At 61.1% G+C, this 24570-nt stretch carries 22 protein-coding genes and 2 pseudogenes; 12 read left to right on the forward strand and 12 right to left on the reverse strand.

All coding sequences use genetic code 11. The annotated features are described in order from the left end of the window. Positions 1–100 precede the first annotated feature (100 nt). Together fdxA and fadD are read left to right on the forward strand one after the other, a co-directional pair. Complete coding sequence (fdxA, locus tag E4Q08_RS05020) at positions 101–427, forward strand: ferredoxin FdxA (protein ID WP_034918330.1); 327 nt, start codon at positions 101–103, stop codon at positions 425–427. A 115-nt stretch (positions 428–542) separates the two neighbouring features. After that, positions 543–2220: pseudogene (gene fadD, locus E4Q08_RS05025) on the forward strand (long-chain-fatty-acid--CoA ligase FadD). A 49-nt stretch (positions 2221–2269) separates the two neighbouring features. Here fadD and E4Q08_RS05030 read toward each other — a convergent pair. Continuing rightward, complete coding sequence (locus E4Q08_RS05030) at positions 2270–2869, reverse strand: ankyrin repeat domain-containing protein (protein ID WP_169069569.1); 600 nt, start codon at positions 2867–2869, stop codon at positions 2270–2272. Between the two features lie 251 nt (positions 2870–3120). Here E4Q08_RS05030 and E4Q08_RS05035 point away from each other — a divergent pair, with 251 nt between their 5' ends. The 5 genes from E4Q08_RS05035 to ftsB all read left to right on the forward strand — a co-directional run bounded on the left by E4Q08_RS05035 (position 3121) and on the right by ftsB (position 8008). Further along, complete coding sequence (locus E4Q08_RS05035; protein WP_169069570.1) at positions 3121–3663, forward strand: hydrolase; 543 nt, start codon at positions 3121–3123, stop codon at positions 3661–3663. Positions 3664–3766: 103 nt separating this feature from the next. Next, entirely contained in the window at positions 3767–5410 is a 1644-nt protein-coding gene (gene pyrG, locus E4Q08_RS05040; protein ID WP_169069571.1) for a CTP synthase, read from the forward strand. Further along, positions 5407–6291 (forward strand): 3-deoxy-8-phosphooctulonate synthase, encoded by an 885-nt coding sequence (kdsA, locus tag E4Q08_RS05045; protein WP_169069572.1) that lies wholly within the window; start codon positions 5407–5409, stop codon positions 6289–6291. Before pyrG ends, kdsA begins: the two co-directional genes overlap by 4 nt. 57 nt (positions 6292–6348) lie before the next feature. Then, positions 6349–7632 carry a phosphopyruvate hydratase gene (gene eno, locus E4Q08_RS05050; protein ID WP_169069573.1) on the forward strand — a complete coding sequence of 428 codons (1284 nt, stop codon included), beginning with the start codon at positions 6349–6351 and terminating at the stop codon, positions 7630–7632. A 25-nt stretch (positions 7633–7657) separates the two neighbouring features. Further along, positions 7658–8008 (forward strand): cell division protein FtsB, encoded by a 351-nt coding sequence (gene ftsB / locus E4Q08_RS05055; RefSeq protein WP_169069604.1) that lies wholly within the window; start codon positions 7658–7660, stop codon positions 8006–8008. Positions 8009–8043: 35 nt separating this feature from the next. Here the strand turns inward: ftsB and E4Q08_RS05060 are convergent, their stop codons facing one another. Then, positions 8044–8736: an SIMPL domain-containing protein gene (locus tag E4Q08_RS05060; RefSeq protein WP_169069574.1), complete on the reverse strand. Its 693-nt coding sequence runs from the start codon at positions 8734–8736 to the stop codon at positions 8044–8046. Between the two features lie 217 nt (positions 8737–8953). Here E4Q08_RS05060 and E4Q08_RS05065 point away from each other — a divergent pair, with 217 nt between their 5' ends. Together E4Q08_RS05065 and E4Q08_RS05070 are read left to right on the forward strand one after the other, a co-directional pair. Next, complete coding sequence (locus tag E4Q08_RS05065) at positions 8954–9424, forward strand: peroxiredoxin (RefSeq protein ID WP_169069575.1); 471 nt, start codon at positions 8954–8956, stop codon at positions 9422–9424. After that, positions 9421–9927, forward strand: a complete 507-nt coding sequence (locus tag E4Q08_RS05070) for an FKBP-type peptidyl-prolyl cis-trans isomerase (RefSeq protein WP_034925611.1) — start codon at positions 9421–9423, stop codon at positions 9925–9927. Before E4Q08_RS05065 ends, E4Q08_RS05070 begins: the two co-directional genes overlap by 4 nt. A 72-nt stretch (positions 9928–9999) precedes the next feature. Here the strand turns inward: E4Q08_RS05070 and E4Q08_RS05075 are convergent, their stop codons facing one another. The 9 genes from E4Q08_RS05075 to E4Q08_RS05115 all read right to left on the reverse strand — a co-directional run bounded on the left by E4Q08_RS05075 (position 10000) and on the right by E4Q08_RS05115 (position 21125). Beyond that, entirely contained in the window at positions 10000–11133 is a 1134-nt protein-coding gene (locus E4Q08_RS05075; RefSeq protein ID WP_034911143.1) for an ABC transporter substrate-binding protein, read from the reverse strand. 83 nt (positions 11134–11216) lie between these two features. Beyond that, a complete protein-coding gene (locus E4Q08_RS05080) occupies positions 11217–12140 on the reverse strand; it encodes a metallophosphoesterase (protein ID WP_169069576.1) in 924 nt (307 codons plus the stop codon). Further along, positions 12140–14752: a DNA mismatch repair protein MutS gene (gene mutS, locus E4Q08_RS05085; protein WP_248594699.1), complete on the reverse strand. Its 2613-nt coding sequence runs from the start codon at positions 14750–14752 to the stop codon at positions 12140–12142. The genes E4Q08_RS05080 and mutS overlap by 1 nt, the downstream gene beginning before the upstream one ends. Before the next feature lie 84 nt (positions 14753–14836). Beyond that, on the reverse strand, positions 14837–15019 hold the full coding sequence (locus tag E4Q08_RS05090; protein WP_034911146.1) for a hypothetical protein: 183 nt from the start codon (positions 15017–15019) through the stop codon (positions 14837–14839). An 88-nt stretch (positions 15020–15107) separates the two neighbouring features. Beyond that, positions 15108–16169: a MaoC family dehydratase gene (locus E4Q08_RS05095; RefSeq protein WP_169069577.1), complete on the reverse strand. Its 1062-nt coding sequence runs from the start codon at positions 16167–16169 to the stop codon at positions 15108–15110. A gap of 33 nt (positions 16170–16202) precedes the next feature. Then, a complete protein-coding gene (locus E4Q08_RS05100) occupies positions 16203–17258 on the reverse strand; it encodes an HpcH/HpaI aldolase/citrate lyase family protein (RefSeq protein ID WP_169069578.1) in 1056 nt (351 codons plus the stop codon). A gap of 59 nt (positions 17259–17317) precedes the next feature. Beyond that, positions 17318–18538, reverse strand: coding sequence for a 2-methylfumaryl-CoA isomerase (locus E4Q08_RS05105; protein WP_034915844.1), 1221 nt, complete (start codon positions 18536–18538; stop codon positions 17318–17320). A 24-nt stretch (positions 18539–18562) separates the two neighbouring features. Beyond that, positions 18563–19792: a CaiB/BaiF CoA transferase family protein gene (locus E4Q08_RS05110; protein WP_169069579.1), complete on the reverse strand. Its 1230-nt coding sequence runs from the start codon at positions 19790–19792 to the stop codon at positions 18563–18565. A gap of 145 nt (positions 19793–19937) precedes the next feature. Next, positions 19938–21125, reverse strand: a complete 1188-nt coding sequence (locus tag E4Q08_RS05115) for a CaiB/BaiF CoA transferase family protein (RefSeq protein WP_169069606.1) — start codon at positions 21123–21125, stop codon at positions 19938–19940. 382 nt (positions 21126–21507) lie between these two features. On the opposite strand from E4Q08_RS05115, the gene E4Q08_RS05120 reads away from it, so the two are divergent. Continuing rightward, positions 21508–22365 (forward strand): HTD2 family dehydratase, encoded by an 858-nt coding sequence (locus tag E4Q08_RS05120; RefSeq protein WP_169069580.1) that lies wholly within the window; start codon positions 21508–21510, stop codon positions 22363–22365. Positions 22366–22491: 126 nt separating this feature from the next. Here the strand turns inward: E4Q08_RS05120 and E4Q08_RS26000 are convergent, their stop codons facing one another. After that, complete coding sequence (locus tag E4Q08_RS26000; RefSeq protein WP_169069581.1) at positions 22492–22956, reverse strand: hypothetical protein; 465 nt, start codon at positions 22954–22956, stop codon at positions 22492–22494. 177 nt (positions 22957–23133) lie between these two features. Here E4Q08_RS26000 and E4Q08_RS26340 point away from each other — a divergent pair. Next, positions 23134–23835: pseudogene (locus E4Q08_RS26340) on the forward strand (DUF6986 family protein); the annotation flags it as partial. 76 nt (positions 23836–23911) lie between these two features. Further along, complete coding sequence (locus E4Q08_RS26345) at positions 23912–24550, forward strand: DUF6986 family protein (RefSeq protein WP_308240064.1); 639 nt, start codon at positions 23912–23914, stop codon at positions 24548–24550. The last annotated feature ends 20 nt before the right edge of the window (positions 24551–24570 follow it).

Raw genomic sequence — 24570 nt, forward strand, 5'->3', positions numbered from 1 at the left:
AATGCTAGCGAAAAAACCTCGCCAAGGGAAGCCGTAGACCTGTGTCGTAGCCGTCAAATCAGTTATAGTTCCATTCGTCTCAACTTGCGGAAGCGCGACGATGACGTACGTTGTTACCGAGAATTGTATCAAGTGTAAATATACCGACTGCGTTGATGTATGTCCTGTGGACTGCTTCCACGAGGGTCCGAATTTTCTGGTAATCGACCCTGACGAGTGCATCGATTGCACCCTGTGTGTCCCCGAGTGCCCGGCAGAGGCCATTTTTGCCGAGGACGATGTGCCGGAAGCGCAGCGCAGGTTCATCATGATCAATGCTGAACTGGCCAAGGCATGGCCGGTCATCGTCGAGCGCACGGAACCCCTGGCCGACGCCGACGAGTGGAACCACAAGCCGGACAAGCTGAAGTACCTGCAGCGTTCCTAGTACAAACCACAGCCTACGCTTGCTGCCGCTGCAGCGCAGGCGTACGGCAGACCAGAAAAAACTGGCAATGGAAACACGAGTTTTCCGATAAGAATGTCACAAAGGAGGAGGGCAGTTGGAAAAGATTTGGTTGAAGAGCTATCAGAAGGGAGTTCCTGCCGAGATTGAATTAAACGAATTTCAGTCGCTGGGCGAACTCTTCGAAAAAAAGCGTTGCACAGTATCGCGACCGCGTGGCCTATATCAACATGGGTGCCCAGATCACCTACGGTGAACTGGACAAGTGGTCACGGGATTTCGCCGCCTATCTGCAATCGGTCCTCAAGCTGCCCCAGGGCGCCCGCGTGGCGCTGATGATGCCGAACTTACTCCAGTATCCGGTTTGTATCTTCGGTGCCTTGCGTGCGGGTTACGTGGTGGTGAACGTCAACCCGCTGTACACGCCGCGAGAACTTGAACATCAGCTCAAGGATTCGGGAGCCGAGGTCATCGTGATTGTCGAAAATTTTGCGTTCACGCTGGAGCAGGTGCTGGCCAGGACGCCACTCAAGCACATCGTGGTGGCTCGTCTTGGCGACATGCTCGGTTTTCCGAAAGGCGCTGTCGTCAACTTTGTCGTCAAGTACGTCAAGAAGATGGTTCCGGCTTGGAGTCTGCCGCGCGCAGTCAATTTCCAGGCTGCGCTCGCCAAGGGTGCTGCAGCGGAGTTGAAATCGGTGACCGTCACACAGGAAGACCTGGCTTTTCTGCAGTATACGGGTGGAACGACCGGCCTCTCGAAAGGGGCCATGCTGATTCATCGCAACATCCTGGCGAATCTGGCGCAGGCGCACGCCTGGATCAAGCCGGCGCTGGGTGACGAGCAACACATGGTGGTCACTGCGCTGCCGCTCTACCATATCTTTGCGTTGACGGCGAATTGCTTCACTTTTTTCAAGATTGGTGCCAGCAACCTGCTGATTACCAATCCCCGTGATATTCCGGGTTTCGTGGCGGAGATGGGCAAGTATCCATTCACGGTGCTCACCGGTGTCAACACCCTGTTCAATGCACTGCTGCACAATGATGCCTTTTGCGCGCTCGACTTCAGCAAGCTGAAAGTCACGCTTGGTGGCGGCATGGCTGTGCAGAAAGCGGTGGCGGAGAAGTGGAAGCAGGTCACCGGCAAGCCGCTGATCGAGGCCTATGGTCTGACCGAAACGTCACCGGCGGCGACCATCAACCCGCTCGATATTCCCGAGTATACCGGCGCCATTGGCTTGCCGATATCTTCCACCGAAGTGGCGATTCGCAACGATGCGGGCGCCGACGTTCCATTGGGTGAGCGCGGTGAACTCTGCGTCCGTGGTCCGCAGGTGATGAAGGGCTATTACAATCGTCCTGAAGAGACGGCCAAGGTGATCAGCCCGGACGGTTTTCTGTTGACCGGTGACATTGCGGTGATGGAGCCAACGGGCTTCGTCCGTATCGTCGACCGCAAGAAGGACATGATTCTGGTCTCCGGTTTCAATGTGTACCCGAACGAGGTCGAGGATGTGGTCGCACTGCATCCGGGCGTACTGGAAGTGGCGGCTGTCGGCGTACCGCATGACAAATCCGGGGAGGCGGTGAAGATCTTCGTCGTCAAGAAGGAACCGACACTGACCGCCGAGGCGCTGATCGCCCATTGCCGGGAACACCTGACCGGTTACAAGGTGCCGAGCCAGGTCGAATTCCGGACCGAACTGCCGAAGACCAATGTCGGCAAGATCCTGCGCCGCGAACTGCGCGACGAGGCGATCAGGAAGGCCTGATTGGCGAGTCCCGGATCTCTGCGCAATCAAGCCCCATCAGCAGCCACCATCAATCCTTCGCGGCGTACTGCTGGAGTACTTCGGTGGTTACCGGGTGCTTGTTCTGTGAGGCGTAGAAGAGGGGCGTCTTGCCGTTCTTGTCCTTCGCTTTCGGGTCGGCGCCGCGTTCGATGAGAACGCGTGATACCTTGGGCTGGCCGGTCGCGGCGGCCAGATGGAGCGGCGTTTGCCCGGTGTCGGTGGTTGCACTGACATCGGCCTTTCTTTCGAGTAGCAGTTCCACTTCGTACCGGCCACCCGCAAGCACCGCCGCGTGCAGCGGCGTCATGCCCACGCGGTCCCTGGCGTCGATCTTCGCGCCGCTCGTGAGCAGAAGTTCCGAGGCTTTGGTGCGTCCGTAAAAGGCCGCCATGTGGAGTGGGGTTCTGCCCAGGGCGTCGGTCACATTGACTTCGGCTCCGGCTTCCAGCAAAGCTTTGATCTCCACCAGATCGCCACGTATGGCGGCCTTTGCCAGTGGAGAAGCAGCGGTCGGGACATCCTCGACCTTGTTTGCACCAGGCGGTTCCGCTTTCACGGTGGCACTATTCTCGGGCCCCTGGCTACATGCGCCGAGGGACAGCAAGAGCACGGCAAGGGCAAGCAGCATGGTGCCAGATGGAACTGTATTCATTTGAGATATTCTCCTGCAGGAACGAAGCCGCTGCTCACTTTAGCCCAATTTCCAGTAAAGTGCTGCGCTTCTTGCCCAGAACAGTTGTCAACGGTCATGGCTTTTCCGGGTACCACCGATCATGGAAGTAATGCCCGTTTCCCTCTCCCCCGACCCATCCCCACGAGGGGGAGGGGAGATTCGTGAGTCGCTGATGCGACGTATACATGAATCCGAAGGAGTATTTCATGTTGATGCATACGGATCGTTCCGTCTTGTTGCTCGTCGATTTGCAGGAGCGTCTGCAGCCGGCGATCGACGCCGCCGAACTGGTGCTTGAAGCCAGCGTGTGGCTGACCAGGGTGGCCCAGCGGCTGGGAGTGCCGGTGATCTGCACCGAGCAGTATCCACAAGGCCTGGGACCAACGATGCCTGCGCTACGGTGCTTGTTGCCGGACGCATGCATCGTTGAGAAGATTCAGTTCTCGGCGGTTCCCGAGGGAGGGTTGTTCAAGGCACCGGGTGGCGACCGCGCACAGTTCGTGGTGGCCGGCACCGAAGCGCATGTCTGCGTTCAGCAGACGGTGCTCGATCTGCTCGCCGCTGGCCGACGCGTTTTCGTTGTCGAGGAGGCGGTCGGATCGCGGCGAAATGCGGACAAGGCACTGGCGCTGGAACGGATGCGTGCTCATGGTGCCGACATCGTTTCGCGCGAAATGGTCGTTTTCGAGTGGCTGCGGCAGGCCGGTAGCGATCTTTTTCGCCAGATCAGTCGCGAGTTCATCCGCTGAGCAGGGTGCCGCCGTCATCTTGGTGACTTGTCCGAGAAGCCGTCCGGTTTGAGAGCAACGGCATTTTCCGCTACAATCTGGATTTCCCGCTGCAGTTATCTCCATGACCAAATACGTATTCGTTACTGGCGGCGTGGTTTCATCGCTGGGTAAGGGTATCGCAGCCGCATCCCTGGGAGCGATCCTCGAATCGCGCGGCATCCGAGTCACCCATCTCAAGCTCGACCCCTATATCAACGTTGATCCCGGAACGATGAGTCCGTTTCAGCACGGTGAGGTCTTTGTCACCGAAGACGGGGCTGAAACCGACCTCGACCTCGGACATTACGAACGCTTCACCAATGCCAGGATGGAGCGGCGCAACAATTTCACGACCGGCCAGATCTACGACTCGGTAATCAAGAAGGAGCGGCGTGGCGAGTATCTCGGCAAGACGGTGCAGGTGATTCCGCACATTACCGACGAGATCAAGGCGCACATCAGGCGCGGCGCCGAGGGTGCCGACCTGGCGATCGTCGAAGTGGGCGGCACGGTCGGCGACATCGAGTCGCTCCCCTTTCTCGAAGCGATCCGCCAGATGGGTCTGCAGGAAGGTCGCAGTAATGCCTGCTACATGCATCTGACGCTGGTACCCTACATCGCCACTGCCGGTGAGCTGAAAACCAAGCCGACACAGCACTCGGTCAAGGAGCTGCGGGAGATCGGCATCCAGCCGGACATCCTGCTCTGTCGCACCGATCGCCCGATTCCGGAAGAAGACAAGCGGAAGATGGCCCTGTTCTGCAACGTGCAGCGCGAAGCCGTGATCGAGGCGCGGGATGCGGATTCGATTTACAAGATTCCGGCCATGTTGCATGACCAGATGCTCGACGAGATCGTCTGCCACAAACTCGGGATTCTCGCCAAGGCGGCTGATCTGACGGTTTGGAAAACGATCGTACACGCGCTGGAACACCCTGAGCACCAAGTCGACGTGGCTTTTGTCGGCAAGTACGTGGACCTGACCGAATCGTACAAGTCGCTGACCGAAGCGCTGATACATGCAGGCATTGCGACGCGCAGCAAGGTCAAGGTCAGCTACATCGATTCCGAAGAAATCGAGAAGAACGGTTGTGATGTCTTGCAGGGCATGGACGCCATCCTCGTTCCGGGCGGCTTCGGGCGGCGCGGTACCGAGGGCAAGATCGCCGCGATTCGCCATGCTCGCGAGCATGGCATTCCCTTTCTCGGGATCTGTCTCGGCATGCAACTTGCGGTCGTCGAGTTCGCTCGTCACGTGGCCGGCATGAACGGGGCGCACAGCACCGAGTTCGACAGGGATACTCGATATCCGGTGGTGGGTTTGATCACCGAGTGGCAGGATGCCTCGGGACGCCTCGAAAAACGTGACGAAAACTCCGACCTGGGTGGCAGCATGCGTCTGGGTGGTCAGCGTTGCGAGCTTGGCGAAGGCACCATGGCGCGCGCGATCTACGGGCAGGCGGAGATCGTCGAACGTCATCGCCACCGTTACGAGGTCAACAACATGCTGCTTGGTGAACTGGAAGGAAGCGGTCTGGTGGTCGCCGGTCGTGCGCCGGTCACCGATCTGTGTGAAGTCGTCGAGCTGCCGAAAGACGGGCCGAATGCACACCCTTGGTTTCTCGGCTGTCAGTTTCATCCCGAGTTCACTTCTTCGCCGCGCAAGGGGCACCCGCTGTTTACGTCCTTTGTTCAGGCCGCCGTCGCCTACCGGGCGAAGGTATGAAGCTCTGCCACTTCGAAGCCGGACTCGATCAGCCACTGTTCCTGATCGCCGGCCCGTGCACTGCGGAGTCGCTGGATCTGTGCATCGAGGTTGCCGGACGGCTGCAGGAGATCTGTGCCCGGCTTGCGCTGCCGTACATCTTCAAGGCCTCCTATGACAAGGCCAATCGCAGCTCCGGGCAGTCTCCGCGTGGTCCAGGGATCGACCGCGGTCTGCACATCCTCTCGGAAGTGCGGCGTCAGATCGGTACTCCGATCCTGACCGACGTACATCGCGAACCGGACATCGCCGCCGTTGCCGCTGTCGTCGATGTGTTGCAGACGCCAGCCTTTCTCTGTCGCCAGACCGATTTCATCCAGGCCGTTGCCGCCACCGGCAAGCCGGTGAATATCAAGAAAGGACAGTTTCTCGCCCCGGGCGACATGCAGAACGTCGTCGCCAAAGCCAGGGATGCCGCTGTCGGTGTCGATACGATCATGGTTTGCGAGCGCGGCGCTTCCTTTGGTTACAACAACCTGGTTGCGGACATGCGCAGTCTGGCGATCATGCGCGAGAGCGCTGCCCCGGTGGTATTCGATGCCACGCATTCGGTGCAGTTGCCAGGCGGGCAGGGCACCGTTTCCGGTGGACAGCGCGAGTTCGTACCGGTGCTGGCGCGTGCGGCGGTGGCCGTGGGCATCGCCGGGCTGTTCATGGAAACGCATCCGCGCCCGGAAATGGCGCTTTCCGATGGGCCGAACAGTTGGCCCCTGAGTCGCATGGAAGGCCTGTTGACGACGCTGGTTGCGCTTGATCGCCTGGTCAAGGCGAACCGTCTGGATGAACTCCAGTCCACGAATCCCCGGCAGCCAGAGTCACGCGCCGCCATGCGGCCGCAATGAACCTCCGGGGATTGCCGGATTGCCTCTCTTTAACATTATGAATAAAAAGGAAAGATCATGAGCTCTGTGGTTGATGTCGTCGCCCGTGAGGTGCTCGATTCGCGCGGCAACCCGACCGTCGAATGTGACGTACTGCTCGAATCCGGTGTCATGGGGCGTGCTGCGGTGCCTTCCGGGGCATCGACCGGATCACGTGAAGCCATTGAACTGCGCGATGGCGATGCCGCCCGCTATCTGGGCAAAGGCGTTCTGCAGGCCGTCGAGAATGTGAACACCGAAATTTCCGAGGCGATCATCGGCCTCGATGCCCAGGAACAGGCGTTCATTGATCAGACACTGATTCATCTTGACGGTACCGACAACAAGGCACGTCTTGGTGCCAACGCCATGCTGGCGGTTTCGATCGCGGTGGCCAAGGCTGCTGCCGAGGAATCGGGTCTGCCGCTTTACCGCTATTTCGGCGGTTCCGGGCCGATGCAGATGCCGGTACCGATGATGAACATCATCAACGGTGGGGAACACGCCAACAACAGTCTCGATTTCCAGGAGTTCATGATTCTGCCGGTGAGTCAGAACTCGTTTCGCGAAGCCCTGCGCTGTGGTGCCGAAGTTTTTCACGCGCTGAAGAAGCTGTTGCACAAGAAAGGCTTCTCGACCGCCGTTGGCGATGAGGGGGGATTCGCGCCCAACCTCGGCAGCCATGCCGAAGCCTTGCAACTGATCATCCAGGCGATCGAGAACGCCAGTTATTGTCCCGGCGAAGACGTGCTGATCGGTATCGACTGCGCGGCCTCCGGGTTATACCGGGATGGTCGCTATCATCTGGCCGGCGAGAGCCTGCAGTTGAACTCGCACGAACTGGTCGATTATCTGGCCAATCTGGCCGACCGCTTCCCGATCGTCTCGATCGAGGACGGTATGGCTGAAAACGACTGGGATGGCTGGAAAGTGCTCACCGGGCGCCTGGGCAAAAGCGTACAGATTGTCGGCGACGACGTCTTCGTGACCAATACCCGGATTTTCAAGGAAGGCATCAAGCAGGGCATCGCCAACTCGATCCTGATCAAGATCAATCAGATCGGCACGCTCTCGGAGACCTTTGCGGCCATCGAAATGGCCAAGCGCGCTGCTTACACGGCGGTGATTTCTCACCGCTCCGGCGAAACCGAAGACAGCACCATTGCCGACATCGCCGTCGGCATGAATGCCCTGCAAATCAAGACGGGTTCGCTGTCACGTTCCGATCGCATCGCCAAATACAACCAGTTGCTGCGCATCGAGGAGGACCTCGGGGACACCGCAGGCTATCCGGGTCGTGATGCCTTCTACAATCTGTCGTGACGGACTGAATTCGACATCCGCTACCGTGCGCTTGCTGGCTGTCATCCTGCTGGTGCTGATTGCCCTGCTGCAGCATCCGCTGTGGCTGGGCAAGGGCGGCTGGTTGCGAGTGTGGGATGTCGATCGGCAGCTTCAGCAACAGAAGGAAAGCAACGGCAAGCTGGAGATGCGCAACGCCGGGCTGGATGCCGAAGTACGTGATCTCAAGCAGGGTTACGATGCGATCGAGGAGCGTGCGCGCTTCGAACTCGGGATGGTCAAGCAGGATGAAGTTTTTGTCCAGATCCCCGACAAGCCTGCGAGCGAGAAGACCGTGGCGCCGGCTGCCGAGAAACCCACCATTGCAACCGCCCCGGCACGACCGGCAAAACGCTAGCCGCCAGTCCTGCCCGACAGGAGTCTCTGTACCGCTTATTCCGGGAGTTCAATCTGGCCCGCGACGCTGGCGGTGACCAGGGTCTCGCCGGCTTCGATCGGCATCGCTGCTGCCTCGGCCGAGGCCAGCGATGCCGCGCGCAGCATTGGCAGCGGTGGTGTGCGGCCACTGCTGTTGATGGCCAGGTGCTTGATCCGGTAAGGCTTGCCCAAAGCGTCGGCGATCAGCCTGGCGCGGGCCTTGAAGGCCGTGATGGCTTCGAGCGTGGCTTCGTTTTCGGCTTTTTTTCGGGTTTCCGGTGCTGGCAGCATGCTCAGGCTGGCAACGCCCAGCGACGCCTGGAGCTTGCCCAGCAACTCGGAGAGCGCGGCCGGATCAGAGCACTCCAGCGTGAGATCGGAGCGCATCCGCCAGCTTTCGATCTTGCCGCCCTTGGCGTAGACCGGATAGGTGTAAGTGGCACCGCTCTGGGTCCTGACGTTGCTGTACCCGCGTGCGGTCTTCAGACCGTCGGCGATCAGTCCGTTTACTCGTTTCGCCAGTTCGCTCGGCGTTGCGCCGGCCGCTTCGGCAAAGACCGTTGCGCGTGCCAGGTCGTTGGCGGCGGGTCGGCTGGCTTCGGCCGCCAGGTCGATGCTCGTGCCACTGCCGGGAGCTGCCGGTGCCGGTAGGGCGACCAGCAAGGCGAGCAGGGGCAGGGTGTGCAGCAAAGGTCGAAATCGCTTCATGTGGGTCTCCGGGTTTGCTGTGTTCGAGAATGACGAGTATCCTGCAGAACCTCGTGCAGGATCGGGAAATCGTTGCGCGGGAGCGACTGCCTCAGGCAGGGCTTATTGTAGCGGGATTCGGGCATCGCTTTCTTGTAGTCAGACGGCAGAAGCTTGGTTAGAATCTGCGTCACCCGCTCGCTTGTGTGCGATCGGGAAGGGTCTTTGAGGGGGCACCATGCTGAAAGCAGGACAGGCAGCTCCGATGTTCGTCCTCCCCGATGCGGATATGGAACTCATCGATATTGCCCAGTTTCAGGGTAAAAACAATATCATTCTCTTTTTCTATCCGAGAGATGACGCGCCGTGCTGTACGCTGCAGGCTACCGATTTCTCCGATCATGAGGACGAATTCGCGCGGCTGGACTGCCTGATCATCGGCATCAGCCGTGACGACTGCATCAAACACGCAGAGTTCCGGGACAAGCATGGTATTTCCGTGTGTCTCCTTTCGGATGCCGAGGGTTCGGCGTGCAAACAGTACGGTGTCTGGCAGGCGAAAGAGGTGAATGGGGTCAAGAAGCACGGCATCGTTCGCTCGACTTTTGTCATCGACAAACAAGGTGTTCTCCGTTTTGCGTCTTATGGAGTGAATGCCAAAGGCCACGCGCTTGAAATGCTGCGCACGGTTAAGGAACTCAAGCAATGAATATGCAAGTTGCAAAGAATATGGTGGTCACCCTGGATTATAACGTCACCGATGTGGACGGGCAGCTGGTGGATGCGGGTCAGGAGCCGCTGGTCTATTTGCACGGCGGTTACGATGACATTTTCCCGATGATCGAAGAAGCCATGCACGGCAAGCGGATTGGCGAGTCGGTGGTGGTGAAAATGCAGCCCGACGATGCCTTCGGCGAGTACGATGCTGAACTGGTCCAGCTCGAGTCACGCAGTCAGTTTCCCCAGGAACTGCAGGTTGGCATGCAGTTTGAAGGGGTACCGGAGGGTGTCGACGACGAAGATGAAGACGATGAAGTGCTGATTTACCGGGTGACCGAAATCGCCGACGACAAGGTCGTGCTCGATGCCAACCATCCCTTGGCCGGCATGGCCCTGGTGTTCACCTGTACCGTCACCGCTGTCCGCCCGGCCACTGCCGAAGAAATCAGCCATGGGCATACGCACGACGACAGTTGCGAAGACGAGGAATGACCGCCCTGCAAAGTGTCATCGGCACTTGCCGAGTCATTCCCGGTGTGCCGGGCGATCGCCCGCACACCAGGTCTAGCGCAGCAGCTTGCCGGCGCGATTGAGGATGGTGATGTCGACGAAGCGCGAGCCGGCGTGCCTCTTGGGGGAAAAGCTGATGAAGACGCCACCGGCGTCATAGTTCTTGAGCGCTTCAAGGGTGTCGCGCAGCTTCTTGCGAGTCGGGTTCGGGCCGGCACGGCGAAGTGCTTCGCCGAGGACCATGGCGCCAAGGTAGCCTTCAACGAAGGTATGGTTGAGCGTCACGTCCCTGGGTTTGAACTTCGCGAAATTGTTCTGGATTTCCCGGATCAGGGCAACGGTATGACTGTTCGGATCCGGAACGACTTGTGTGAGTGCCAGTCCTTCCGCCTTGTTGGCGCCAATTCGCTGCACGACCTGCGCCGCATCGGTTGTCGAAAGCGCGACATGCTGGGCGAGGCTTCCTGCTTCGCGCGACTGTTTCAGGAACTCGGCGCTGGCCGCGGTATTGGCAATCAGGATTACCGCCTGTGGTTTCGCGGCGGCAATGATCTTGACGGCGGCAGCGACGTCGGTCGTGTTTTTCGCGTAGGCTCCTTTGGCTACCAGGGTGCCGCCGGCATTCTTGATGAGCTGTTCGGCGCTCTGCAGTACGTCCTTGCCGAAAGGGTCGTCCTGATAGAAGACGGCAATGCGGATATAGCCGGTGGTGATGTACTGGTCGGTGATTTTCCCGACTTCTTCTGCGTAGCTGGCGCGGGTCATGAACAGAAACGGGTCGTTCCTGCGCACCAGCGATTCGCTGCCGGTGCGCACGGCGACCAATGGAATGCCGGCTTCACTGAGGATATTCTGGTCGAGAATGGCCTCGACGTTGCCAGTGCCGACGAAGCCGATGAATGCCAGGGGTTGCGACTCCTTGATCATCTCGCGAGCCAGCCGAACCGTCTCCTCGCTTTTGTAGCCGTCATCCTTCGAGAGCAGTCGAATCCTGGCCCCGTGGATGCCGCCTTCGGCGTTGACCGCGTCGAAATAGAGTTGCACCCCGGCCCGCATGTGTGTTCCCGTCGGTGCCAGAGGGCCGCTGAAAGCAGCGATCTGGCCGATGACGATGTCGGCAGCGCAGGGCAGCGCCAGGGCGAACAAGATGATCGCCAGGGTAGAGCGAACGAAGGAGATCAGCGGCATGGTCCAGTCCTCCTGATGCGGTTAAGCTCGCCGAGTGTAGGCCTTGTCGCCGCCGCTGTCGACGGCCTTGTTCGCTGCAGCAGTCAGCGCCGGTGGTAGGGGCGCACCTCGAAGCGGAAGAGTTGCGGCAACTGGTCGTCGATGATGACTTTCACCCAGCCCATGACGGGGTAGCCAAAGGTCTCCAGGCGAGTGAAGTTGCTGATCGGCAGCTTTGTCTTCGGATGGCGCAGCGGCTGGTCGATGCGCTGCCAGTGCGTGTCGCCATGCACCAGCAGAACCTGACCAGGGAAAGCCAGGGTCTCCATGCGCAGGGTTTCCAGCAGATCCCGGTAGCCAGCGTGCGTCAGACCGGCCGCGTGGTGCTTGAAGCCCGGGTTGGCCTGCATGACGATGACGATGCCGGCGGCCTGTTCGCGCCGTGCAACGGCAAATCCCTGCTGGAGCCAGTCGATGAGCACGGGATTGCGCGCCAGATATTCGCCGCTGGGCGTGCTTCCCATGCCGAAGTGGTTGTTCGGACCGGGAACGTTGAGCGACAGGAAGAGCACCGGGCCAAGGCGCCAGCGCAGGTGCTCCGGGGTATTAGCCTGCTGTTCGACCGGCAGCGTCTGCCTTCCCAGCGATTGCGGTTCTGCGAAAAACAGCTCGCGCAGCTTCTGCAAGCGTTCGAGTGGGTCGAAGTGACCGGCCGGCAGTTGCCGGCAGTCGGTCCATTCGTTGTCGCCAACGACGTAGAGCAGCGGCACCCGCGACGCAGCGAAGAGTGCGCGACGGTCGCGGAACAACTCGTCGCTGCAGATCGTCCGGCTATCCTTGAAATCGCCGGCATGGACGATCAAGCCGGGGTGCTCATCGGCGATGTCGTCGAGCATGCGCGGCAGTTCGCTGCGTTCGTAAGCGCTGTACGGGGTGTCGCCGATCACTGCGAAGCGCCAGGTTTCGGCGTGTACCGATCCGGCGAGCAACAGGCCAGCGAGCAGCGATGCGCAGGATCCTTGGATCATCAAAGCAGGGATTTGAGTTCGTAGAGGGCGTCGAGCGCCTCGCGGGGGGTCAGTCGATCGGGATCGATCGAACGTAGCCGCTCGATGGCCGGCGGGGTGGGGTGCTCCTGCGCTTCCGCAGCATTGGCCAGTGCCGTGGCAAAGAGATCGGGTTGCAGGGGGTTGATCGAAGCCCGTTGCTCGAACTCGCGCAACTGTCGTCGGGCCGCTTTCAGCACCGCGGAGGGAATTCCCGCCAGCGCCGCGACCTGAATCCCGTAACTCTGGTTGGCCGGGCCTTCCTCGACGGCGTGCAGGAAGACGATGCGCTCGCCGTGCTCGATGGCGTCCAGATGCACATTGGCCAGATCCGGGTACTCGTTCGCCAACAGCGTCAGCTCGAAGTAGTGGGTCGCAAAAAGGGTCAGACAGCGGTTTTTTTCGAGCAGATGGCGACAGATCGCGAAAGCCAGCGCCATGCCGTCGAAGGTCGAGGTACCGCGGCCGACTTCGTCCATCAGTACCAGGCTGTGTTCCGTGGCGTGATGCAGGATGGCTGCCGATTCGATCATTTCGACCATGAATGTCGAACGCCCGGCGGCAAGGTCGTCGGCAGCGCCGATGCGCGTGAAGATCTGGTCGAGCGGGCCGAGAACCGCGCGCGTTGCCGGCACGTAACTGCCGACATGCGCGAGCAGGGCGATCAGCGCGGTCTGGCGCATGTAGGTCGATTTGCCGCCCATGTTCGGGCCTGTGATCAGTAACAGCCGCCGCTCGTCGCCCAGGCGCGTATCGTTGGCAATGAAGCTTTCCCCGCCGCCGATCTGTTCTTCGACGACCGGGTGCCGACCGTCCTCGATCAGCAGTCCCGCCTCGGACGAAAACAAGGGTCGGCAATAGTTGCGCCTTTGCGCGGTATCGGCGAATCCGCTCAGGAGGTCGATGCCGGCGACCGCCTGGGCGATCTGCTGCAACTGCGGCAGATCATCCTGCAGGGTGGCGAGAAGGCCTTCGTAGAGCAGCTTTTCGCGCGCCAGGCCGCGCTCCTGCGCCGACAGGGCCTTGTCTTCGAAGGCCTTGAGCTCCGGTGTCAGGTAGCGCTCGGCGTTTTTCAGGGTCTGCCGGCGGCGATAATCGTCGGGCACCCTGGTGGCGTTGGCGTGGCTGACTTCGATGTAGAAGCCGTGCACGCGGTTGTACTCGACCTTCAGGTTGCCGATGCCCGTGCGCTCGCGTTCGCGCGCCTCGAGCTCAAGCAGAAAAGTGCCGCAGTGGTCGTTGAGGGCGCGCAGTTCGTCGAGATCGGCGTCGAAGCCCTTGGCAATGACGCCACCGTCGCGGATCAGGGCGGCCGGTTCGGGCAGGATGGCGCGACATAAGAGATCGAGGGCGGCATCCGGGGTGGCCAGTTGCGCATGCAATTCGGCGAGCAGTGGCGCTGCTGCCGCCGCGATCGAAAGCATTGCCGCCAGCGGCGCGCGCAGTTCGTGCAGGCGCTGCAGGCTGTCGCGCAGGCTTGACAGGTCGCGCGGCCGAGCGCTGCAGAGCGCGATCCGGCCGGCGATACGTTCGATGTCGGCAAAGCCGCGTAGCGCTTGCCGCAATGCATGCAGGGTACGGCCATCGTCGTCGAGCAGCATCGCAATTGCAGCGTGGCGGGCGGCCGGGATGGTCGGGTCACGCCAGGGGTGGTGCAGTGCATGCCGCAACAGACGCGCGCCCATTGCGGTGACGCAGTTGTCGAGCAGGCTGCACAGCGTTGGCGCCGGCTGGCCACGCAGGGTCTCGGTGAGTTCGAGATTGCGTCGCGTCGCCGTGTCGAGCCCGAGGAAGGTGGCATCGCGTTCGACGATCAGCGCCCGCAGGTGTGGCAGGGCACGCGTCTGGGTGGCCTTGGCATAGCGCAACAGTGCGCCGGCGGCGGCGATGGCCGGACGCAGGGCGTCGGCACCGAAACCGGCCAGCGAGCGGGTGGCGAAGTGCGTACAGAGTTCGCGGCGTGCGGCCTCGACGTCGAAATGCCAGTCGGGCTGGCGAGTCAGAGCCACCTCGGGAGTGAAAGTCAGTCCGAGGCTCTCCGGCACGATGATCTCGGCGGGACGGATACGATCCAGCGTGGCAGCGAGCTTGCTCGGTGCGACTTCACAGACGCGGAAATCGCCGCTCGCGAGGTTGATCCAGGCGAGGCCGGCAAATTGTTTGCTGGCGCACAAGGAAAGCAACAGCGTATTGCGCTTCTCGTCGAGCAAGGCCGCGTCGGTCAGGGTGCCGGGGGTGACGATGCGTGCCACGGCGCGCTCGACCGGACCCTTGCTGGTCGCCGGGTCGCCGATCTGCTCGCAGATCACCACCGATTCGCCAAGTCTGACCAGCTTCGCCAGATACTGTTCGACGGCGTGGTAGGGTACCCCGGCCATTTTGATCGGCTGTCCGGCCGACTGACCGCGTGTCGTCAGCGTAATGTCCAGTAGCCGCGCTGCTTTTTCCGCGTCGTCGAAAAACAACTCGTAGAAATCGCCCATCCGGTAAAACAACAGGATGCCTGGATGCTCGGCCTTGATGCGCAGGTACTGCTGCATCATCGGCGTGTGCCCCGTTACATCGCCTTCTCTTGCGTCTTGATTTTTCGGCATATTTCAGTCAAGCCGTTGATTTGTCTCGTAACATCGGTCATGTTGCCGATGCCTGAAGGTTCAACTACGTCCCACTATACCCATCTATACTTCTTGGCTTTCCAGTTGCAGGTGTTCGATCTCGTCGTGGGCCGCGGCTTTATTCGCGACAAAGGCCTCGACTTTCACCGGGTCAATCGTTTCGTTGAGGTGGAGCGTGCCGAATTGGGCGAGCCGGCGGCTGAAAAAGTTTTCCTGAGACCAGCGGGCGAACAGAGTGGCGGCCAAAAGCCAGGCGCTCGACTGGTAATCGGTTTGATGGACTTCGCCGTGGCCGCGACGCAGTCGCCCGTGTGGGCAGCGAAGCCGGTCGCATCTACTCCCTTCTCGGCATCAGCACCGTATAGTCGAAGTCGAGCAGCACGCTCGGATCATAACGGCCATCGGTGGTCTGGTAGGGAAAATCCGCGCAGGGCTGGTCCTTGGTGGCGACGGTACGCAGCCGCAGTGCGCCGATGTCCTTGCGTCCCGGCACGAGCAGTTGTTCGAGCACTTCCGACCAGGCGTAGACCGTGTCGCCGGCGAAAGCTGGCGTCACATGCCGGCCGCCGTTGATCGCCGCGATGCTGAAGGCATTGGCCAGCCCATTGTACGAAAGCGAGCGCGCCAGACTGATGATGTGGCCACCGTAGATGAGGCGGCGGCCGAAGCGCCCAGCAGCCCGTTCGGCCTGCTGGTTGAAGTGCACGCGCGCGGTGTTCTGGTACAGGCGGGTGGCCATCATGTGTTCGCTTTCTTCGATGGTCATCCCGTCCACATGATCGATGCGTTCGCCGACCTGGTAGTCGTTCCAGAGGTCGGTGCTACCGGACAGGGCCGTGTCGTATTGCTCGATCCGGATCCCGGTCGGAACCAGCAGATCACTGGCGGCAATGGCAGCGGGCAGATCCGGAACGACGCTTTCCGGGGCAGGCGACGCCGGGTCGCGCTTGCGGACCATGACCCAGCGGCAGTAGTCGAGGGCGATCTGTCCGCGCTGATTGACCCCACACGAGCGCACATAGACGACACCGGTCTGGCCGTCGCTGTTTTCTTTGAGTCCGATCACGGTGGAATCGGCGCTGAGCGTATCGCCCGGATAGACCGGGTGGCCGAAACGGCCCGTCGCATAACCAAGGTTGGCGACGGCATTGATCGAGATGTCCGGCACGGTCCGGCCAAAAACCATGTTGAAGGCGAGAAAATCATCCACCGGCGCCCGCGGGAAGCCCAGGCTATGCGCGAAGGTGTCTGCCGAAGTGGTGGCGAAGCGCGAGCCGGTCAAGGCGGTATACAGCGCCACGTCGCCCTCGGTAATGGTACGTGGCGTGGCGTGTGCGATCGTCTGGCCGACGTAAAAATCTTCGAAAAAGTTGCCCAGTCTGGTCTTCTCGCTCACGGTATTTTCTCCCCGAGGTATTGAGTCAATGCCTTACAGTCCATAAGCGGCGGCTAGCTCCGGATCGCGCCTGGCCACCAGCCGTGCCAGATCGACGATCACCCGCGCCTGCTTCCAGGTTGCATCATCCTGCATCTTGCCGTCGATCGTCGCCACGCCGCTGCCATCGGGCATCGCTTCGAGAATGCGCTTGGCAAACAGCACTTCCTTGACGTCGGGACTGAAGACGCGCTTGGCGATGGCGATCTGGTTCGGTGCCAGCGACCAGGCACCCGAGCAACCCATCAGGAAGGCATTGCGGAACTGCGCCTCGCAGGCGGCTTCGTCCTTGAGATCGCCGAAGGGACCGTAGAACGAGTGCAGACCGTGCGCCACTGCTGCATCGACCATGCGCGCAACAGTGTAATGCCAGAGATCCTGCTGGAAGAAGGCGCGCGCATTCTGCCCGGTTTCCTGACCGGGTTCGGGGTCGGCGAGGACACCGTAGCCGGGATGGCCGCCACCGACGCGGGTGGTCTTCATGCCGCGTGAGGCGGCCAGGTCGGCCGGGCCAAGGCTCAGGCCATGCATGCGCGGACTGGCGCCACAGATGGCCTCGACGTTGGTCACCCCCTGCGCGGTTTCGAGCAGGGCATGCAGCAGAATCGGTTTCCTGATCGCGTACTTGGCTTCGAGCAGCGCAACGTACTGGTCGACGAAATGAATGTCCCACGGCCCCTCGACCTTGGGAATCATGATCACATCGAGCTGGTTGCCGACATGTCGAATGATCTGTTCGAGGTCGTCGAGTATCCACGGGCTGTTCAAGGCGTTGACACGCACCCACATCGCGGTGTCACCGAAGTCGTTTTTCGACAGCAGGTCGATGAAACCGGCACGCGCCGCGTCCTTGGCTTCGATGGGAATGGCGTCCTCGAGGTTGCCGCACATCACGTCACACTGCCTCGCGGTTTCAGGCGCCTTGGCGCGAATCTTGTCGATGTGCGGCGGAAAGAAATGGATCATCCGTTCCGGCCGCACCGGCAGTTCACGCAGAGGCTGTGGCGCACCGATGGCGAGTGGCTTGTAGAAATGAACGGGTAGCTTCATGGCTTTTGTCCCTGGTGAAGAAAACGCTGATGGAACCGACTGCCTTGTCGGAGAGGATTTCAGTCTGGCCCGGCGACGACGCGCGCATCGTGCAGGCGGCCGACCTCGGCCTCGCTCAGGCCGAGAATTTCGAGCAGGATCTGGTCGGTGTGTTCGCCGAGGCGTGGCGCCGGCATCGCCGGCAGGCGGGGCACGCGGCCGAATTGGAGCGGCGTCGCGGGCATCAGGTAGGAGCCGATGCCCGCTTGTTCGGTCATCGTGAACAGCGGATTGTCGGTTGAGCAATCGGGGTCACAGGCAATGGTTTCCCGTACACTGCGATAGGGACCCCAACTAACGCGGTGGGCATTGAGGATGGCGGCGGCCTCGGCGAGCGTGCGCGCATGGAACCACGGTTCGAGCAGCGCAGCAATCTGCTGCCGGGCACGGAAGCGATTACCCTCGTCTTCGAGGTCGAGACCCAGCCGGACGCCGAGCGCCGCGACGGCCTCCTGCAGGCCGGTGGCCTTGGTCAGGCACCGCCACTGCATGCTGGTGAGGCCGACGACCATCAGGCGCTTGCCGTCGAGCGTTGCGAAATCGCGGCCGAAAGCGCCGTAGAGATAGTTGCCCTGCCTTGGCCGGTCGGTGTCATTGACCATCACCTCGGCAAGCATGCCGAAATTGCCGAGCATTGCCAGTGCCACATCCTTCAACGCGAGACGAATCAGTTGCCCTTCGCCGCTCAGCCGCCGGTGTCTTTCGGCGGCGAGCAGGCCCAGGGCGATCATCTGGCCGCTGATGAAGTCCCAGGCGGGAAAGACATGGTTCACCACTTCCGGCGAGGTGTTTGGCCCGGTCATCAAGGGCAGGCCGAGCTGTGGGTTCAGTGTGTAATCGACTTCCGAGCTGCCGTCACGGCGTCCGGTCAGATTGACCATGATCAAATCCTGGCGCCGTGCCTGTAGCGTCTCGTAAGCGAGCCAGCCTTTGGCCGGAAAGTTGGTGCTGAACAGGCCGGCATCGTCTCCTGGTGCACAGATCAGTTGCGTCAGCAACTCCTGGCCACGCGGTTTGCGAAAGTCTACGGCAATCGAGCGCTTGCCCTTGTTCAGGCCCGCCCAGAACAGGCTGTGTTTGCCGTCGAGCGTCAGCGGCCAGCGGCGATGGTCGAGGCCGCCGCCGAGCGGGTCGAAACGGATGACATCCGCTCCGAGCTGGGCCAGGGTCATGCCACCCAGCGGTGCGGCGACAAAAGCCGAGCCTTCGACGACGCGCAAGCCCTTGAGGATTCCATCCATTTTCTTCACCAATTCTCTTGGTCTTCAGATCACGCGCTTCTTGCGCAGTTCGTTGATCTCGTCTGCGGCAAGGCCGAGCAGATCCGAGAGCACTTCGTCGGTATGTTGCCCGAGCCGTGGACCCAGGTGCTTGATGCGGCCCGGCGTGACCGACAGGCGTGGCAGCACCGAGGGAACGATGACCGTCTCGCCGATGTCCTGCTCGTCGATGGCCACCAGATTGCGACGGGCGTGGAACTGCCGGTCGCCGAAAATGTCGGCAATGCTGTTCAAGGGGCCAGCCGGTGCGCCGGCAGCGAAGCAGCGGTTGAGAAGGTCATCGCGGTGCAGCGAACCGCACCAGTCACGGACGATTTCGTTCACATCATGGCGGTTTTCGAGGCGCGTCTTCTGATCGCCATAGACGTGTGCTGCGGCCAGTTCGGGTCGTCCCATGGCCATCGCCAGGCGCTCGAAAAGCTTGTCGGTGACGCATGAAATCGCCACCCACTTGCCGTCGTCCTTGGTCGGAAAATGGCCGTGCGGGCAGGCGAAGTCGTTATGGTTTGGCCCGTGCCGCTCGCGAATCCGACCGAACATGCCGTAGGCCGGTGCCAGTTCGTCGGTGCAGCGAAACACCGACTCGTACAGGGCGGCATCGATATATTGCCCCTGGCCGGTGCGCTCGCGGTGACGCAAGGCCATCAGAATGCCGATGCAACCGTAGAGTCCGGTCAGGTAATCGCCAAGGGTGGTCGACCCCGGCGTCACCGGAGTTCCCCTCGGCATGCCGGCGAGGAAGGCGATGCCGCCGACCGCGTGCGCGACCCGCGCAAAACCCGGTCGGTCGCGGTAAGGGCCGGTCTGGCCGTAACCGGTGACGCGCAGCATGATCAGGCCGGGATTGATCTCGCGCAGGACCTCCCAGCCGAGGCCCCATTTTTCGAGGGTGCCGGGCCGAAAGTTTTCGCACAGCACGTCCGACTTTTCGATCAGCTGCTTGAACAGTTCGACGCCTTCGGGCAGGTGCAGGTCGAGGGTCACCGATTTCTTGTTGCGTGCTTCGCTGAGCCAGGCGAGCGTATCCTTGCGCCTGCTCGGGGTTCCGAAATAACGCATCGGGTCGCCGCCGATCGGGTTTTCGACTTTCAATACCTCGGCGCCGAATTCACTCAGGATGGTGGCGCTGTAGGGTGCGGCGATGACCGTTGCGGCATCGATGACACGAATGCCCTCAAGTGGCAGCCGGGACCCGGCGGGATCAGTGGTGGTCATGGGAATCCTCGCGAGGGCCCGTTGATATGAAAGTCGCGCCAGCGACTCGGCAAGCTCCCCTCTCCACTCGCAGGAGAGGGGTTGGGAGAGAGGGAAACGGTCATGACTTTCATGATCGGGGGATGTCTGGAAAAGACATGACCGTTCAGATGATCTTGTGTTGCCGTAGCCGCTTGATTTCCTGTGCCGAAATCCCGAGCAGCTCGCGCAGGACCTCATAGGTCGCGTTGCCGAGCGGTGGCCCGAGATTGGAAATCCTGCCCGGCGTTTCGGACAGAGTCGGCACGACACCCGGAATCACGACTTCACCCAGACCCTCTTCCTGCAGACGGGCGAGGTTGCCGCGTGCCTGGAAATGCTCGTCCTCGAAGATGTCGGCGATACTGTTGAGCTTGCCGATCGGCACTTCGCCGTCGATGCACCGCTTCATGACCTCGCTGCGAGGCATCGAGCCAACCCATTCGATGACGATCCGGTTGACCTCGTCACGCGCTGCCAGGCGCTTGCGCTGATTGCCGTAGCAATCGGCAGCCGCGAGTTCCGCTTTGCCCATCACCGCAGCGAAGCGTTCGAACATCTTGTCGGTGGTGCAGGCAATGGCGACCCATTTGTCGTCGATGGTGCGGAAGTGGCCATGCGGAACGGCGACGAAGCTGCCGGCGCCTTCGCGTTCGCGCACCTTGCCGAACAGACCGTACGCAGCGGCAATCTCATCCATCTGGCGGAACACCGCCTCGTAAATGCCGATGTCGATGATCTGGCCCTGTCCGGTCGCCTCGCGGTGGCGCAGTGCCAGCAGGATGCCGATCGCGCCGTAGAGGCTGGACATGTAATCCCCCATCGGTGCGGTACCGGGAACCACCGGCGTTTCACCAGGGAAACCGGCGAGGTACGAGAGTCCGGCAAAACCATGCGCGATGTGCGCGAAACCCGAGCGTCTGCGATACGGGCCGGTCTGTCCGTAGCCCGAGACGCGCAGCATCACCAGGCCCGGGTTGGCCTTGCTCAACTCGTTCCAGCCGAGTCCCCATTCCTCCATCGTGCCGGGGCGGAAATTCTCGATCAGTACATCCGACTTGGCGACCAGCTTCAGGAACAGATCGACACCTTCCTGTTGGCGCAGATCGAGGGTGACCGATTTCCGGTTGCGGCCTTCGCTGAGCCAGGCCAGCGTCGCATCGTGCCGCTTCGACGCGGTTCCGAAACGGCGCATCGGATCGCCGGCGATGGGGTGCTCGACTTTCAGAATCTCGGCGCCGAACTCGCCAAGAATCGACGCCGCATATGGACCGGCGAGAAAGGTGCCTACGTCGATGATGCGCAGGCCGCTCATCGGCAGCTTGTCGTTCTCTGTCGAGCGATCCTGATCCGCATCGTCCTGCTGCGACTGCTTGCTGGCGGAATGATCGCCTGTCGGTGTTCCCTCCGCGTTGCCCGCAAGTCCAGACCGCAGCGGTGCGGACTCCGTCGAAGCCGTTCCCTCTTTCATTGCTGTATCCCCAGACAAGCTCGCCGGAAAACCGCTCAAGGCCCTGACTCGAAACAGGCACGGCACCGACGCCAGCGGAACAGTATAGGAGCAAATCCGTTTCCCTGGCGCAAAGATCTGAGGATTGCCCTGAATTGGCACCTCGCATGTGCGTCAACTTGCGTTTGGCCGTATGCTGTGCGCTACTTGCAGGACCGTTCAAGGAAACCCGGAAAGGATGATTTGCATGAGCGAAGTGACAGCAGACTACGCAGAGTGGATTGGCCGCCAGGAGACCACTGACGACGACCTGAGCCCGACAGCGGCGCTGGCAGCGGCAGCGATGCTCGATGACACGCAGACCGCTCTGGAGGCTGGGAGCGCACTGCCTCCGCTGTGGCACTGGTTCTATTTTCTGCCCAGGGCGCCGCAGGCCTTGCTCGACGTCGATGGACATCCACAGCGCGGTGGTTTCATGCCCCCGATCCCCTATCCAAGGCGGATGTTTGCCGGCGCGCGTATGCGCTTCCATCATCCGCTGCGGATCGGCCAGCCGGCACGACGTGTCGCGCTCATTCGCGATATCCGGCTGAAATCGGGCCGTTCCGGCACCCTGGCCTTTGTGTCGGTGCTCTACTGCTATTATCAGGATGGCCGACTGTGTGTCGAGGAAGAGCAGGACATTGTCTATCGCGAACCGGGGCCAGCGCTGGCGTGTCCGCGCGTACTCGACTGGCCGCCGTTACCGGCAAACGCCTGCGCACGCATCGTGACGCCAGACCCGAGACTTCTGTTCCGCTTCTCTGCGCTGACTTTCAATGCGCACCGGATCCACTACGATCGTCCCTATGCGATCGAAGAAGAGGGCTATCCGGGCCTGGTGGTGCACGGACCGCTGACCGCAGTGCTGCTGATGGAACTGCTTCGTCGGGAGGTGGCACGGCCGGTGCAGGAATTCAGCTTCCGGGGACTGGCGCCGCTCTTCGACCTGGCACCGTTTCGGATCGTCTGCACCACGCTCAATGAAAGGCAATGCTCCCTTGAGGCACAAGCGCCCGATGGCGTAACGGCGATGAGCGCCAGTGTCGAGCTCGCGCCGCTTTAAGGGTCATGACTTTTCCAGGCACTCGGTCGTGAAGGCCGTGACCGTTTCCGCAGGCGTTGCTCGCATCTTTCCTTGATAAATACCCATAATCGATCTTGCGGGGAAACCTCGTGAAGCGCTAGAATCTCATGGCGCCGTGTGGTGATTCGGCGGGAGTGGATTGACCAGGGGGAGGCGATGGCTGTCGTGCAGCAATGCGTCCGGGCGGGGCTGGTGCGTGCCTCGATGCATGCGCAGCTCTGGCATTCTCTGGCCGATGCAAGCGATCTGCTGCACCATCGACTGCTCTCCTGGGATGATCCCCGGCACCTCTTCCGTGGCACGCGCAGGAGGGTGGGCCAGGCGGTCAATCGCCGGCGGATTACCTGTCTGCTGCGGCCAATGCCCTTGGCCGCTGGAGCACCAGGGCCAGACTCCGCCCGCTCCTTCCCTGAACACAATTCCTCTCCTTGCCTGCCCCCTGGCGTCCTCCTGGTCGAGCCCAACCAGGTCTGGAGCCCGGATCACTCCGGCATCCGCCCGGCCCATGCCTGCGCGCCCCTTGTAGCGCTCATCGACCACCGCCAGGTGATCGGTCGGCGAATCAACCACCCCATTGAAGCCGTCGTCCGTCGTCTTGACTCCGGGGTCTGCTTGAACTGTTGATGGAACCCAGCCATGCTGTTGGGATGTTTCGAAATTTGCATACGCAATGATGAATGTGTGTTTTGAGCAACGATTAACGTATTTCGGAGGCAATACATGAAGCTCACGCTGACCCACGACGAAATGAATTCCTACTGCAGCGAGCTGCACGATTCCAATGCAGCTTTCAAGTCCGATTACCCTGCGGACTCCTTTGAGAGGCAGCCGGTGCACACGGTTTACGGAGGTGCCAATCTGTTCAAGGCCGGTTTTGCTGCCAAATTGGGTGAAGTGGCGCTCAAGACTCTCGACACCTATGCGCCCAACTACCTGGTGTTTGGCCGCGTTCTGGGTCTGCCGGGGTCGGAAACACTGCCGACGAACCCCATCTACCAGGAAAGCCTGACGCGTGCACTGGAAAGCAATCCCGAGCAGGTGCGCGGGGTCAAACCGGCGGCCTGGCTGGCTTACACGGTCTTCAACCGGGTGCTGAAAAAGCTGCAGACCGAGCCGATCGAGGACAACCGCATCGATTTCGAGGATGGTTACGGCAATCGTCCCGACGATGAGGAAGACGGCCATGCCGTCGCGGCGGCCGATGAAGTCGCCAGAGGCATGCGCGAGAATCTGCTCTCGCCATTTATCGGTATTCGCATTAAAACGTTTTCGGACGAGTGCAAGGTTCGCTCGATTCGTACCCTGGACATTTTCCTGACCCGCCTGGCCGAGAAAACCGGTGGCAAATTGCCACAGAATTTCATCGTCACGCTCCCCAAGGTGGTCACCGCGACGCAGGTTTCCACCTGCGCCAGGATTCTCGAGAATCTCGAAGCCCGACTCGGCTTTGCGAAGGATTCCCTGAGAATGGAGATCATGATCGAAACCACTCAGTCGATCATCAATTACCGGGGGGGAAAACACGGTGCCGCTGCTGGTCGCTGCTGCTGGTGGCCGTTGCCGCTCGGCGATTTTCGGAACCTACGATTACACGGCCTCGTGCAACATCACGGCGGCACACCAGAGTCATACTCATCCGGCCTGCGATTTTGCCCGCCATGTGTTGCAGGTCAGCCTCGCCGGAACCGGCATCACCATCAGCGACGGTGCGACCACCAGCATGCCGATCGGACCCCACAAGGCTGCCAGGGACGCAGTGCTGACCGCCCAGCAGATGGACGAGAATCGCGCCGTCGTGCATGCTGCCTGGAAGCTGCACTACGATAACATCATGCACTCGATGCGACATGCCTACTATCAGGGTTGGGATCTGAATCCGGGGCAGTTGCCGGTGCGCTATGCGGCGGTCGATACCTTCTTCCTCAGCGGCCTGCAGGATGCCTCGGCCAGGCTGAACGCATTCCTGAACAAGGCCGCCCAGGCGACGCTGGTGGGCAATACCTTCGACGATGCGGCGACAGGCCAGGGCCTGCTGAACTTCTTCCTGCGGGGAATGGCGTGCGGGGCGATCACCGAGCAGGAAGTTCTGGCGACAGGGATCACCCTGGACGAGTTGCGTTCGCGTTCGTTTGTGCGCATTGTCAATAATCGGGCCAAACAGTAGCCACCAGGAAGGGAACGAAC

It is taken from the genome of Candidatus Accumulibacter contiguus (assembly GCF_012940005.1).
GTDB lineage: Bacteria > Pseudomonadota > Gammaproteobacteria > Burkholderiales > Rhodocyclaceae > Accumulibacter > Accumulibacter contiguus.